The organism is Phycisphaerae bacterium (assembly GCA_018003015.1).
Lineage (GTDB): Bacteria > Planctomycetota > Phycisphaerae > UBA1845 > PWPN01 > JAGNEZ01.
Window position 1 is genome coordinate 94,396 of sequence record JAGNEZ010000009.1, and the last position, 15,036, is coordinate 109,431.

Below are 15,036 nucleotides of genomic sequence, written 5' to 3' on the forward strand. Positions count from 1 at the left end.
CGAAGACCCTACGCGCAGACCAACAAGCAGCAGGCCAAGGGCGAGCCCCAGCTCTGCTGCCCCGCTCACGCGCAAGGTCGAGTTATAGGCCGAAACCGACATCATACTGGGGATCATATCGGCTCGAGCCACGCTTGTCAACAAGTGAATTCGTGTTTTCCGGGCCGGGTAGCGGCTGGCCAAGCTCTGGTGTATCCTGCCCACGGGAACGGACAGCTGCTGTCTGGGCTCGTCCGGCCCCTCAACCACGATCCTTCGAGGTGTCTATGAAACCCAGTGTGTTTGTGATGGCGGTGGCCATGACCCTGGCCGCGGGACTCCAACTGCGGGCCGAGCCCCCTTCGCATGCCCGATTGCAGGCCGTGCCCTTCACCCAAGTCCAGATCCAGGACGAGTTCTGGCTGCCGCGGATCGAAACCAACCGGAAGGTCACCCTGCCCCATAACATCAAACTGTGCGAGGACACCAAACGAATCGACAACTTCGCCGTCGCCGGCAAGAGAAAGGAGGGCAAGTTCGAGGGAATCTACTACAACGACTCCGACGTCTACAAGGTCATCGAAGGCGCCGCCTACACACTGGCTCTGCACCCCGACAAGGAGTTGGAGGCCAAGACCGATGAGATCATCGACCTCATCACCTCGGCTCAGCAGCCGGACGGCTACCTGAACACCTACTACACGCTGGTTGAGCCCGGCAAGCGATGGACCGACCTGCCGGTCAAGCATGAGCTGTACTGTGCCGGCCACATGTTCGAGGCGGCGGTGGCCTATTGCCAGGCGACCGGCAAGCGCAAGTTCCTCGAGGCCTCCTGTCGCATGGCCGATCATATCGACGATGTGTTCGGACCGGGCAAGCTGATTGGCTACTCGGGCCACGAGGAGATCGAACTGGCCCTGGTCAAGCTCTACCGTGCCACCGGCAACGAGAAGTACCGGAAGCTGGCGGAGAGGTTCGTCGCCATCCGCGGCCAGGAGCGCAACCCGAAGGAGGAGTACCGCCAGGCCCATCTGCCGGTCAAGGAGCAGAGAGAAATCGTGGGGCATGCGGTACGGGCCATGTACCTGTACAGCGGCGTGGCCGACATCGCCGCGATGACCGGCGACCAGGGCTACAACGATGCCATGGAGCGGCTTTGGCAGAACGTCACTGGCCGCAAGATGTACCTGACAGGCGGCATCGGGGCCGAGGCCCGCAACGAGGGTTTCTCCGCCGACTTTGACCTGCCCAACGACTCCGCCTACGCCGAGACCTGCGCCGCGATCGGCATGTGCTATTGGAACCACCGTCTGCTGCTGCTGCATGCCGACGGGCGGTTCACCGACATCCTCGAGCGGGTCATGTACAACGGGGCCCTGGCCGGCGTCTCGCTGGGCGGCGACCGGTTCTTCTACGTGAACCCGCTGGCCAGCCGCGGCGGGCACCATCGCCAAGCGTGGTTCGGCACCGCCTGCTGCCCGAGCAACGTGGTTCGCTGGCTGCCCTCGCTGGGCGGGTACATCTATGCCCAGAACGACAAGGGCGTTTGGGTCAATCTCTATGTGGCCAGCACCGCCAAGATGACGCTGGCGGGCAACGAGGTGAGGCTGGTCCAGGAGACCCAGTATCCCTGGTCCGGTCAGGTCAAGATCAAGCTGGAGACGGCCAAGCCCACCAGCTTCAGCGTGAATCTGCACATCCCCGCGTGGTGCGAGGCCTTCGCAGTCAGCGTGAACGGAGGGGAGATTGCCGGGGTGAAGCCGGAAAAGGGCTACCTGCCCCTCTGCCGGGAGTTCAAGAGCGGGGACGTGATCGACCTCAATCTGGCCATGCCGGCGCGGCGAGTGGAGTCGGACCCGCGGATCAAGGGCAACGTCGGGCGGGTAGCCATCGAGCGCGGCCCGCTGGTCTACTGCCTCGAGGGCACGGACAACGCCGGCAGAGTCCGCAACGCGGCACTTCCCCGAGAAGCCAAGTTGACCGAGAAGCTGGAGCCGAAGCTGCTCGACGGGGTGGTGGTGATTACCGCGGATGCGCTGGCGGCCGGCCGGGCCGACTGGGGTGGGGCGCTGTACGGCAAAGCGAGCGAGGCCGCCAAGGCGAAGCTGACCGCGGTGCCGTACTACGCTTGGGACAACCGCGAGCCGGGCGAAATGGTCGTCTGGATCCCCGAGGCCACCGGCTTGGCCGAGGCGTCGCTTCCGCCGACCAAGGCAACCCGGGCCAAGGTCATCGCCTCCCGATGCTGGGAACGTGACACGGTCGCCGCGGTGAATGACGGGGCCATGCCGGCGCACTCGAACGACACCGGCGCCCCGCGGTTCACCTGGTGGCCGAATAAGGGCACTCAGGAGTGGATCGAGTACCGCTTCGAGCGCCCCGAGATGGTCTCCTCCGCCGAGGTGTACTGGTTCGATGACTCGACCACCCAGGGAGGCTGCCGCGTGCCGAAGTCCTGGAAGCTGCTCTGGAAAAAGGGCGACCAGTGGGAACCAGTGCAGGCCCCGGCGGGATTCCCGGTCCAGCGCGACCAGTTCAACCGGGTGACGTTCACTCCGGTACCTACGATGACGCTCCGGATCGAGGTCCAACTCCAGGATGGGATGAGCGGGGGGATTCTGGAGTGGCGAGTACCGTAGCAGCGGATCGCGCGTGCGTCGTCCCGCCGATCTCCTGTGAGGGCGAGACCTCGCCCCTCTCACAAGGCCGATGAGACACCGAGCAGGCAATCATGAAGACAAGATACACTGCATCCAGCGAGGAACGCCCATGACTCCGGCGATCGCAACCCAACGCAACCCCTGGGCCTGGATCCCGTCGCTGTACTTCGTCCAGGGCATTCCGTACGTCATGGCCAACGTGGTTTCGGTCATCCTGTACAAGCGGCTGGGAATCTCCAACACGGACATTGCCCTGTACACGAGCTGGCTCTACCTGCCCTGGGCCCTCAAACCGCTGTGGAGTCCCTTTGTGGACATGTTCGGAACCAAGCGGCGGTGGGTGCTGGCGATGCAGATCCTCCTGGGCGCACTCCTCGCCTGCGTGGCCCTTACCATCCCGATGCCCAGGTTCTTCCAGTACACGCTCGCTTTCTTCTGGCTGCTGGCCTTCAGCTCGGCGACCTATGACATCGCGGCCGACGGATTCTATATGCTTGGCCTTCAACAGCATCAGCAGGCCGCCTTCGTGGGCGTACGCAGCACGTTCTATCGTATCGCGACCATTGCCTCCCAGGGCCTGCTGGTGATTCTGGCCGGGGCGATTGAAAGCCACAGCGGTCTGCCACCGGTGGAGTTCCAGGTCATGGCCAGGACACAAGTGGCCGCAACGACTTCCACGCCGACTACGCCGCCGAGTCCCGCCGCCGACGACGGTCCGGTCCACATCGTCGTCGAATCGGCCCGCGTGGAAATGGGCTTGACGCCGCCGGACAAGGCCGTGCTCCAGGAGCTTCTGCAACAGGCCCGGTCGAGCAACATCGAGAACGGTTTCTGCCCAGCCCCGCAAACCGGCGGGAAACAGGAGCCCTCCTTCTGGACTCGACGCGTGGCAACGCCGCTCAAGGAATCACTGAAGAAGCACTTCGGTGACCCGCGCAAGAGCACCGACAAGCGAGCCGGAAGCCTCGCCACGGCGACCATTCGCCTTTCGGGGCCACCGCAACCGGGCCAGACCGTCGCGGTCGTGGTCAGCCGAACCAGAGGTGACGAGAATATCGAGGCGATCGAAGGGGCACGGCTGGCATTCACCGACCAGAACTGGAACCGGCCGGCGCGGGTCGTCCTCCAGGTCGATCCCAAGCTGGACAAGGAGGTGACCACCACGTTCCAGGCCTCCGCCGGGAACATCCCGTTGGCATGGAGCACAGTATTCGCGGTTCTGGCGGCGGTGTTTGTGGCCTTTTGCATCTACCACCGGTTCATCCTGCCCTATCCCGCGGCCGACCGGCCCTCCCTGTCCACAACCGAAAGCAGTCCGCTCGGGGAGTTCTTCCGTACTTTCGCGCTGTTCTTCCAGAAGAAGCGAATCTTGGCTGCGATTCTCTTTCTTCTGTTCTTCCGATTCGCCGAAGCCCAGCTGGTCAAGATGGTCTCCCCCTTCCTGCTCGACGGCCGCGAGGTGGGCGGCCTGGGCCTGACCACAAGCGAGGTTGGCGTGGCCTACGGAACGGTAGGGATTGCCGCCCTGACGGTCGGCGGTCTGCTCGGAGGGTATGTCATCTACCGGGAGGGTCTGCGCTTCTGGCTCTGGCCCATGGTGCTCATCATGCACCTGCCGGATCTGGCGTTCGTCTACCTTTCCTACGCCCAGCCGGAGAACATGTACCTGATCAGTGCCGCGGTCGCAACCGAGCAGTTCGGGTATGGCTTCGGCTTCACCGCCTACATGATGTTCATGATCCTGCTGGCCGAGGGGGAACACAAGACCGCCCACTACGCGATCTGTACCGGCTTCATGGCACTGGGCATGATGATCCCGGGCATGTACAGCGGCTGGCTCCAGGAGACCATCGGCTACCAGCACTTCTTCGTCTGGGTCCTGTTGTCGACCATCCCGGGTTTCCTGGTCGCCGCCCTGGTCAAGATCCCGTCCGACTTCGGGCGTAAGAAGCAGGCGGCGTAGGTCCTCGGCCAAACCGATACGGCGCGTGGCGACGGAGGATTTCGGCGCGCGTCGTCGGGCCGCCTTTCGGTTTTCGGCCTTCTCTCCACTACTCCCCTACTCCGCTTTCCGTCCTCCGCCCAACCCGAAAACAAGACCGAGAAGCCCCCTTGGCACCCCGGCGAGCGGCTGGCGTCAACCTGCAGAACTGGAGAACCCTCCAAACCGGGGTAGGTGTAACAAGGGGGCGGTAGTATAATGGTGGAAAACGACCCGGCCGCGTAACCGGGCAAGGTCACATGGGAAATCGGATAAGCAGTACCGGTTCATCTCCTTGGGTCCATAACCGAACAGGAGGATATCCTCATGTACCCGAGAATCCGTAGATCCTCTGCGGCGGCCTTGCTGTGCCTGGGGCTGCTCACCTTCGCGGTGGGCGGGCCTACGTGCTGGCCGTCACCCACCAGCTGGAACCAGAAGACGGTCACGTTCCCGGCTTATTCATTCCCGGTCGGCGAACCGAGCTACTGGTTCGACCTGACCGAGTGGACGCGGCCCGACCGACCCACGACCTTCACCGTCGATTTCACCACCACCAAGTCCCTCGATTTCGTCAACGACGCCAACGGCGACGGCACCTACAATCCCGAGGAACTGGATGATGTGCGCGCGTGGGCCATGCTCCAGAACGGCCACGGCGGGGGGACGACCAGTTACCTGCCGATGAAACTGAAGTTCATTTCGTACCATAAATACCAGGCAACGCTTGTGGGCCTGGCTCCCGACTTTGCCACTGGACAAGGGTCACCTGCCAAATGGAAGGTCCGAGTGGACAAACGATACCATGGCGACCCGGACCTCGACTTTACCATGGAGGTCAACTGCCAGGTCACGTTCACGCCGTGGGGACAGCTTTGACCGTTGCTCGCATTTCGAGCACCCTGGATGCGCCGCGAACCCCCGCATCTCGCCCCCCATGTGGCCGTACGCGCGAAGCACCCTTGTGCGAACCTGAGCAGAGATACCGAGTACTGAGCCAACGCCTGAGGGCTGAATAATCGCTGACTGAGCAGCCGCTGGCCCATGGGCGGCGGTAGGAGGATCAGTGCGGCCGCTGCCGCAACCGGGATCGTGCCCACCGCGTCGGTCGTCATTCGCGACCGCGTCCGGGTAGAGAACGCCACTCTTTGCGGCATCCGCCGCCATCATCGCATTGGGCAAACCCTACACCGTCAGAAACGCCGGGATAGTAGTGAGGCAATCCCCGTCTCGCTCGCCCTCCAAGCGATCACCTGCCCGATGGGCCTGGAGAATCCTCGGCCACCGGATTGCGGGAAACAGACCGCGCGGGCGCCCCGAACATGATCAGCTGTTCTGCCCCCTCCCGAAAAAAACAACGACCATGGCCGTTTCCGGCCTCTTGCCGGAAACACTCTACAGGCGACAACGCAGGAGCGGCCGTACAGATGATCTGCACAACGATGGAGAGTCTGAGGCCCGCGTTGAATTCCATCAGCCCTGTCGGCACAATGGTACTTGGGAGAATCACCGGAAAACGACACAGCCGCGGGACTGGCCGCCCATGAAGTCCTTCCGCAGCGGTGATCCGCTGCTGAGCGGGGGAGCCCCTGGCCGCGCCAAAGGCTGGGGGCACTTTTCTGCCCCTCGGTATTACATAATAGCACCGTGCTCAGCCTGCGCCGTCTTGCCAGACAGTCCCTTACGGCGTAGATGGGTGACTTCGCCTGTAACCGCTGAAAACTCGCCTTGGCTTCCCTTGGCGCCGAGCCTCCGGCGGAATCCAAGGTGACAGCCGTCTTCGCGGCATCCAGAGCAGGAGAGCGTGGTCGTTTCGATATCGACCAACAGAAGGGAGAGCCTGCTTGGGAAGTTCATTGGATCGCCTTGGCCAGGAGGATGACCTCCCGGCCGAGGAAGATGTCGGGCTCGTAGACCTGCCGGCCGGTTTCGGTCATGCCCATGGACCGGTAGAAGGCGGCGGAGCTGTCCACGAGGGCGGCCACAGTGGCTTCGCGATGGCCGGCGGCACATATCAGGTTGACGCCAGCGTCGAACAGGGCCTTGCCAACGCCTCGCCGGTGATAGCGAGGGTGAACGTAAAGCCGGGCGATCTCGTTGTCCTTGACCGCGACCACACCCAGAATCACACCCTTCTCGCGAGCAACCAGGTGCGGGCGGCTCCTGGATTCCTCGCCAACCGTCTCGACCGACGAACGCTCATCAACCAGAAATGCGGTCTGCGCCGCGGTAAAATGCTCGCGCTCGGCCAGCCAGCGGAAGCAAGCCTTGAGCAGGTCGCTCACTTCGGGAATATCCTCGGCTCTCATGCTCTCGATCAGCATGATGGTCGGTCCTTGTCAAGCACCCGGCACCACGGCAGGCAATACTCAAGGCGACAGAAGGAACACCTCGACACTGCGCGGAGCAACCTGTCCTCGAAGTACCCACGATCCGCCCTCGTCTTGATTCGCGACAGCCCGACCGCTCCACAGGCTTCGAACCTGACCAGAGTGGGGCAGACGGAGAAGATCACCTTTCACGTCCGTGTACCGCCCGTTGTAGACCGTGAGAATCGTCTCCGACGAAGTGGTAAACCGATTGGCGTAGACACCCTCGACAAGAGTGGGCACGAGCGGCTCGCAGTCCGACGAACGGAAGGTCGCCGCGTGATCGCTCAGGATCCGGCGGGCGCGCCGGGCAGTCTCCTGGAAGCCGGGCGCATACCACGAGTCGCCGCGGCCTTTGAGCCAGATACCCAGGCCGTGGAACAGGCAGCGGTGCAAGTCGTCCTCGGTGACGGGTACCGGGCGGATGCCTTGGCTGACCATCTCGATGGGTACAACCTCGGGGAACACGAACCGCGACAGGGGCAACCGGGCTACATGGCGAGCGGAATCCTCGCCGGACATGCCGTAGTCAAAGGCTCCATCCACCAGGCCCATGGTCGCGTCGCACGGCAACTGCTCGATGTAAATAGCCGTTCGCAGGCCGCGGCGATCGAGGGCGGAGCGGATCTCGGCGAGCATGGCCTGTTCCTCGACCAGGGGATTGGACGGAACGGAGTGGCCGTGCTCGGATGACCAGCAGGCCTTTGCGGCATCGGCGAAACCGAACTCATCCACATAGACGGCGTCCGCCCCGGTGTCGGCGGCTACGTGGGCAATGGCCTGGGAGAGCTCGTGCCTCCAGGCGGCCACGCCGGGGCAAGCGTAGAACTCCATCTCGCCGGGCCACCACATCAGTTTTTGCTGGGCGTCGAGGATCTGCCAGGCGGGCAGGGCCCGAGCCGCCAGTGGCGCCCGCCGATCGATCAGGTACCCCTCGAAATACAGGCCGACCTGGACGCCCCGCTGGTGAGCCGCCTCGACGGCCTCGCCCAGCCTCGCCAGCCCGCCCAAATCGTTGGTGCGGTACTCCCCGACTCTGCCCGTCTTCTCGTGATAGGCCCAACCGGAGATATCGATCATGTCGACGCCGCCAAAGCAGCGGATGGATTCGTTGACCAGGGACTGTGTCCTGTACCTGGAGGCGTGAACATCGAACAGGTAGTCTGTGCCACCCAGGGGGTAGTCCCGGCGGCAGTAGAACAGACGACCGAAGCCGCCAGCGCGCCGATTCTCAACCAGGGCTCGGATCGAGTGGCGATACACATCGTAGGCGTCGTGCCAATCGCCGAGATGAGTCAAGAGGATGCAAGGGGGAAGCGTGACCTTCCCGTTGGCCGGAACTGGCATTCGGGGGTACTCGACCGACATGGCCGTCGCGTCTGCATCCTGGCTGAAATGAAACGTCTTGGGCAGCAGGGAAGCATCCTCGATCGCAAGTCCGATCCCCCCGCCGTCGGTCGGGCTGAAGAGGTCCATCAACTGCAGCGGGAACGCCCCACCGTAAAGCTGATCAACCCGCACAGGGCGATGGTCCAGGACGGTGCTCCGCGTACCTAGGAGATACCATCGCTCCTCGGGATTGGTGGAAATGCGGCAGCCGGCCAGGCGCGGACAACAAACGGTGATATTCCGAGGTGGGGCGACCGGGCTGGACAGCGCAGGCGTCAGGCGGATCCGGCCGTCATCGGTTGCCTCCAGCCGCAGGTTCACCTCAAAACCAGTATCCGCGCCATCCGTCGCCCATGCGAGTTCGGTCACAGTGCCGGCTTCCCGGCGGCTGATGCGGCCTCCACGATAATGCAGGGCGAGCAGCTGTCCCTTGTCGTCGCGGATCTCCAGCAGGGTAGCGGGCGATAGGCATGACGCGATCACCTCCCGCTGTAGCGGCACGATCTCGAGGCGACGGATGCTGAGACCAGCCTGCACGTCGGCGACCAGGTCCAGCCAGGCATTCCGAATGAACAACGTGTCTGCTTCGAGCCGCGCAGACGTCTCGGTCGTGGCCGGGGCCGGAAGGCTCAAAGGCCGACGTGCCGGGGCAGCGTCCACCGGATGCAGGGCCGGGTGATTCGGCGGGCGAACACTCGCGGCCAGCAGAAAGACCTGACCAGCGGTCATGCGATCTTCGATCTCAATGCGGATCAGGGTGTGATCGGGGTCGAGGGGAACAACGTATGCTTCGGGGACCGTCTTCACCGAAGCCTCGCGCCGGGTGAGCGACCAGGGCATGGCCGAGCGTCGCGAACCATCATCGTAGTACGAGTGGACGACCAGTTCATGAGGGGAGACGATCGGCCCTCGCGAACGCACCGATCCGGTGCCTGGCCAGGGGGAACCTGTGCCGAAGACGCGGCTCGCCAGGAGCAAGGCCAGTTCGCATCCTCGCCAATGACCTTCCAGTACGAGACTGTGGCTTGCGTCAACGGCGGTGGCAACGGCTGCCCGAGCTGCCGAGCCCAGGCGGAACTGAGCACCACCCTGTTCGAAGATCATCCCGTCAGACCACAAGCAACGCAGGCCGAGAGCACGAGACAGCCAGCCCTGGTTGACCGGCTGACCAACTGCCAACCCGATCGGCAGCCAAGCACCCGCGGCCACCCGCGACGCCGCAGGAGAGGCTGGCGGCCAAGCCGTTGCCGGGGCGGGCGCAAGGTCCGTCGACGTGGCTCGCGGATCGGCGGCAAGGAAGGCTATCCGGCGGAGTCTGAATGTCGCCGGTCCCCGCGTGCCGCGCAGGACGATGCTGACTCGTGCCACGCGGTCGGACTTGAGCAGGCCGGTGAGGTTGACGAGATGCAGCCCCCCCGTTGCCGGGAGGTCGATTCGGGTGCGGCCGCCGCTGGCCAGGGGGTTTTCCGGATTGAGGGCGCCAGGGGTGATCGGCCCCGTGGAGTCATCGCTGAGGAGGATGTCGACTTCGGGCTCCGGTCCCTGAAGCTCGTAATCCACGGCAAGCCAGGGAAACGCCTCGATCCAGACCGGGCACGTGGTCCGGGTCCAGGCCATGGCCTTGCCCGCAGCCGAAATGGAGAAGACTCCTCCTCGGTCGCCGAACGCGGCGCCGGACTGGTGGTCGGGGCTGTGAACGAGCCACGGTTCCAACCGCCAGGCTTCGCTGCTGCTGAAGCGGGCCTCCCAACCCACTTCGACCAACGAACGCCCATAATCCGCCGAGGCTGTCGGAATAACGGACATCCACAGAGCGGCGGCAAGGAACGGCAGCATGAAAACCTTCCTGATCCACGGACTAGTCGTGCCGGCAACGGCAGGCGGTCATTGAATGTCGGCATGGTACTCCTGGAGTGACTTGACTCCACCTCTGCCGCGACGACGAGCAGCGATGCCCTCAGCCGAGGCCAGCGCAGCGCTGATCGTGGTGATGTACGGTATCTTGTGCTTGATCGCTGACTTGCGTATGTAGGAGTCGTCACGCTGACTCTGCTCACCCGCCGGTGTATTGATCACCAGCTGAATCTCCCGGTTGGTAATCGCGTCCAGAATATGGGGCCGGCCTTCCTTGAGCTTCCGAATAGGCTCGGCTTTAACACCGTTGGCGGTCAGGAACATCTGCGTCCCCTCGGTGGACAGGATACGGAAGCCAAGCTCCTGGAACCGCCTGGCGGCGGGCAAGATGGCCGGCTGATCGTCACGGTTGACCGAAATCAGCACCGTACCCTCGGTGGGCAGGGTCTGCTTGGCAGCGTCCTCGGCCTTGTAGAAAGCCAGGCCGAAACTGTCGGCCATGCCCAGGACCTCGCCGGTCGAGCGCATTTCCGGCCCGAGCACTGGATCGACCTCCGGGAACATGAGGAACGGGAACACCGCCTCCTTGACACCGAAGTGGCGGATCGTACCCCCCTTCAGACCGAGGTCGGCCAACTTCCTGCCGAGCATGAGCTGGGTGGCGTGGCGGGCCATCGGTATGTTGCAGACCTTCGAGACCAACGGCACGGTCCGCGACGCCCGAGGGTTGGCCTCCAGGACATAGACCACGTCCCTGGCAATCGCGTACTGCATGTTCATCAGGCCGACCACGCCGAGTTCGCGAGCGATCCGCCGGGTGTAGTCCTCGATCGTACGAAGGTGATTCTCCGGGATGCTGATCGGCGGGATCACGCACGCGGAATCGCCGGAGTGAATCCCGGCCTGCTCGATGTGCTCCATGATCGCGGGCACGAGCACATCCCTGCCGTCCGAAACCGCGTCCGCCTCGGCCTCGGTCGCGTCCTGAAGGAACCGGTCGATGAGGATGGGCCGCTCCGGGGTGACATCGACGGCCGCGGCTACGTACTCGCGCAGCATCCGGTCGTTGTGAACGACCTTCATGCCCCGACCACCGAGCACGTAGGACGGGCGAACCATCAGCGGGTAGCCGATGCGGCCGGCAATGGCCAGAGCCTCATCCAGCGTGCTGGCCATTCCGGACTCGGCCATGGGGATGCCCATGCGGTCCATCATCTGGCGGAACAGGTCGCGGTCCTCGGCCAGATCGATCGTATCGGGGCTCGTGCCGAGGATGCGGACCCCTTCGGCGGCGAGTTCCTGGGCGATATTCAACGGGGTCTGACCGCCAAACTGGACGATCACACCCTCGGGCTTCTCCTTCCGGTAGATGCTCAGCACGTCTTCGACGGTCAGCGGCTCGAAGTAGAGCTTGTCCGAGGTATCGTAGTCGGTCGAAACGGTCTCCGGGTTGCAGTTGACCATGATGGTCTCGTAACCCAGATCGCGCAGGGCGAAAGCCGCGTGGACGCAACAGTAGTCGAACTCGATACCCTGGCCAATACGGTTCGGCCCACCACCAAGGACCATAACCTTCTTCCGACCGCTGACGGAGACTTCGTCGGGTGCGTTGTAGGTCGAGTAGTAATAGGCGGCGCTCTCCACCCCGCTGACCGGCACGGCCTGCCAGGTTTCGACCACGCCGAGCGCGAGCCGCCGCTTCCGAATGTCCGCTTCCGGTACGCCCAGCAACCCGGCGAGGTATCGGTCGGCGAAGCCGTCCTTCTTGGCCCGGGTCAGCAGGTCGTCGGGCAGAAGCCGGCCTTTGTACCGGAGGACTATCTCCTCGAGCTCGACCAGTTCCTTCATCTGCTGAATGAAGAAGGCTTTGATGTAGGTCAGCTCATGGAGCTGCTCGACCGTTGCCCCTTTCCGCAGGGCCTCGTACATGATGAACTGTCGCTCGCTGGACGGCTCGCGGAGCATGGCCAGGAGTTCGTCCAACGGGCGGCGATTGAAGTCCTTGGCGAAGCCCAGGCCGTAGCGGCCGTTTTCGAGGGATCGGATCGCCTTGAGCAGAGCTTCCTTGTAGGTCTTCCCGATGCTCATGACCTCGCCGACGGCCCGCATCTGGGTGCCAAGCCTGTCCTCAGCGTCGCGGAACTTCTCAAAGGCCCACCGGGCGAACTTGACCACGACATAATCGCCGGAGGGTGTGTACTTGTCGAGCGTGCCGTCGCGCCAGTACGGAATCTCGTCGAGAGTCAGTCCGGCCGCCAGCTTGGACGACACCAGGGCGATCGGGAAGCCGGTGGCCTTGGATGCCAAGGCCGAGGAACGCGAAGTGCGAGGGTTAATCTCAATCACCACAACCCGGCCGGTCTTGGGATCGTGGGCAAACTGAATATTGGTCCCACCGATGACCTGGATCGCCTCGACAATGTCGTAGGAGTGCTTCTGCAGTCGCTGCTGCAGTTCAGGGGCAATCGTCAGCATGGGAGCGGTGCAGTAGGAGTCACCGGTGTGCACGCCCATGGCGTCCACGTTCTCGATGAAGCAGACAGTGATCATCTGCCCCTTGGCATCCCGGACCACCTCGAGCTCCAGTTCCTCCCACCCGAGCACGGATTCCTCGACCAGGATCTGGCCGATCAGGCTGGCAACGATGCCACGGCTGGCGACAGTCCGCAGTTCCTCGACATTGTAGACCAGACCACCGCCGGTACCCCCCATGGTGTAGGCCGGTCGGATCACCACCGGGTAGCCGAGTTCAGCAGCCACCTTCTCGGCATCCTCGACCGAATAGACCGCGGTGCTCTTGGGCATGTCGATGCCGAGCTTGTTCATCGTGTTCTTGAAGGCGATGCGATCCTCGCCACGCTCGATGGCATCAGCCTGAACTCCGATGATCTGAACGCCGTACTTCTCCAGCACGCCGGCCTTGTCGAGTTCGGACGCCAGGTTCAGGCCGGTCTGGCCGCCGAGATTGGGCAAGAGGGCGTCGGGCCGCTCCTTGGCGATGATGTCGGTCATGGCTTCGAGGGTGAGCGGCTCGATATAGGTGGCGTCGGCCATGCCGGGATCGGTCATGATGGTGGCCGGATTCGAGTTGACCAGCACAATCTTGTAGCCCAGTCCGTGCAGAGCCTTGCATGCCTGGGTGCCTGAGTAGTCGAACTCGCAGGCCTGCCCAATGATGATGGGCCCCGAACCGATGATCATGACCTTGTGGATATCGCTCCGCTTGGGCATCAAAGCCGCTCCTTGTCTGCAGGACGTGAGACGCACCCTGGTTTCGTGCCGGAATACTAGCGGAAGCGACCCTGTTCGCCAATAGATCGCAAACCACCGGTCGCCTTCAGGGGCGAGAAACGCGGCGCAGACCTATCACTCTCCGGGCATACAAGGCCTCCCCTTCGGCAACGGACGCCGACATCGGCCAGATTGCTGCTCGGCCAAACGGACGGTCAGATCTTCGGGTACGCGTAGCCCTTACGCCGCGGACGCGACAGCAACTTGTTGGCCTCATCGTCGCCCACGAACTTCTCGGTCTTGGGGTCCCACTTCAGTCTGCGGCCGAGGTCGCGGCAGATGTTGACCAAATGGCAGACGCTGTTCGACCGGTGAGCGATCTCGACGTCGGCGTTCGGCCGCTTGCGGGTGCGAAGACATTCGAAGAAGTTGTCGAAGTGCCACTTGACCTCGCCGGGAACGTTGGCGGGCATGGTAGCGGGCTGGTCCTTGAGCAGTTCCGGGCGGTCGGTCAGGAAGGAGCCGCGGAGTATCTCGATCTTGCCTTTGTCGCCTATGAAGATCGCCCCGAGGTCGGCCAGGTCCCGCTTGGGGCCTTCAAGCTTGAGCAGCGTGCCGCTTTCGTACTTCAGGGTGACCTTGGCCTGGGGGCCGGAGCCCTCGGTCCACATCTCGACCGGGCCGGTGTAGTCGGTACCCAGGGCGCACTGGACCTGGTCAAGGGCGTGCGTTCCCCAGCCGCTGACGCCCCACGATTGTCCGCCGCCATCGTAGTCCCACCAGATGCCCCACTTGCCGTAGAGGTCGGGATGATACGGCCGGAGTGCGGTCTGATTGCACCACTGGTCCCAGTCCAGCCCTTCCGGTACCGGCTGGCCGGGTTGGTCTGTCCAACGGGTCGGCGGTTCGAAGTTGCAGGCAATGACGGTGTCAACCTTGCCGATGGCCCCCTCGCGGACCAACCTGCTGGCGTAAACATTCGACGGCTGGGACCGCTGCTGCGTGCCGACCTGAAGGACGCGGTTGAGTTTCCGAGCCGCCTTGACCAGGACCTGCCCCTCCTCGATGGTCAGAGTCAGTGGCTTCTCGGCATAGACGTCGAGACCAGCCTGCATGGCGTGCAGGCAGATCAGAGCTCGAGCGTGAGTGGTGGTCGGAACGAACACCGCATCGAGTTTCTCCTTCTCGAGCATCTTGCGGTAGTCCTGATACTTGTTCCACCGCTCGCCGCCGGGGACTGCTTTGGCGGCATCCTCCACCCTCCTCAGATAGCAGTCGGTCGCAGCCACAATCACCGCGTGGTCGGCCAGGTTCTCGCCGGCCATCAGATGCCGGCCACGGCCACCGGTACCGATGAAGCCCACGGCGAACTTGTCGTTCGGGCCCTTCCGGCCGGGAGCGGCCAGCACGCCGGACGGGATGAAATACGGGAAAGACACACCTGCCGCCGCCGCGGCCACCGAATTGCGGAGGAAATCACGACGTCTCATCGCGTCTAGCCCCTTTCGTCGACCAAGCCTCGGATCCAAAGGCCGGATTGCGACCAGCCCGGCGGCACCAGATGCACGCCAAT

At 63.6% G+C, this 15,036-nt stretch carries 7 protein-coding genes; 3 read left to right on the top strand and 4 right to left on the bottom strand.

The annotated features are described in order from the left end of the window. Window positions 1-266: 266 nt before the first annotated feature. The 3 genes from KA354_06255 (at window position 267) to KA354_06265 (ending at window position 5,499) form a co-directional block, all read left to right on the top strand. Window positions 267-2,618, top strand: coding sequence for a glycoside hydrolase family 127 protein (locus KA354_06255; GenBank protein MBP7934235.1), 2,352 nt, complete (start codon window positions 267-269; stop codon window positions 2,616-2,618). A 130-nt stretch (window positions 2,619-2,748) separates the two neighbouring features. Continuing rightward, window positions 2,749-4,602, top strand: a complete 1,854-nt coding sequence (locus KA354_06260; protein MBP7934236.1) for an MFS transporter — start codon at window positions 2,749-2,751, stop codon at window positions 4,600-4,602. A gap of 345 nt (window positions 4,603-4,947) precedes the next feature. Further along, a complete protein-coding gene (locus KA354_06265; protein ID MBP7934237.1) occupies window positions 4,948-5,499 on the top strand; it encodes a hypothetical protein in 552 nt (183 codons plus the stop codon). Between the two features lie 974 nt (window positions 5,500-6,473). Here KA354_06265 and KA354_06270 read toward each other — a convergent pair. The 4 genes from KA354_06270 to KA354_06285 all read right to left on the bottom strand — a co-directional run bounded on the left by KA354_06270 (window position 6,474) and on the right by KA354_06285 (window position 14,953). Further along, window positions 6,474-6,944 carry a GNAT family N-acetyltransferase gene (locus KA354_06270; GenBank protein MBP7934238.1) on the bottom strand — a complete coding sequence of 157 codons (471 nt, stop codon included), beginning with the start codon at window positions 6,942-6,944 and terminating at the stop codon, window positions 6,474-6,476. A gap of 45 nt (window positions 6,945-6,989) precedes the next feature. Beyond that, window positions 6,990-10,214, bottom strand: coding sequence for a hypothetical protein (locus tag KA354_06275; protein MBP7934239.1), 3,225 nt, complete (start codon window positions 10,212-10,214; stop codon window positions 6,990-6,992). Between the two features lie 48 nt (window positions 10,215-10,262). Then, the gene (carB, locus tag KA354_06280; protein MBP7934240.1) at window positions 10,263-13,463 is read right to left on the bottom strand and encodes a carbamoyl-phosphate synthase large subunit; all 3,201 of its coding nucleotides are present in this window, start codon (window positions 13,461-13,463) and stop codon (window positions 10,263-10,265) included. Between the two features lie 215 nt (window positions 13,464-13,678). Then, window positions 13,679-14,953, bottom strand: a complete 1,275-nt coding sequence (locus tag KA354_06285; GenBank protein ID MBP7934241.1) for a Gfo/Idh/MocA family oxidoreductase — start codon at window positions 14,951-14,953, stop codon at window positions 13,679-13,681. Window positions 14,954-15,036 lie beyond the last annotated feature (83 nt).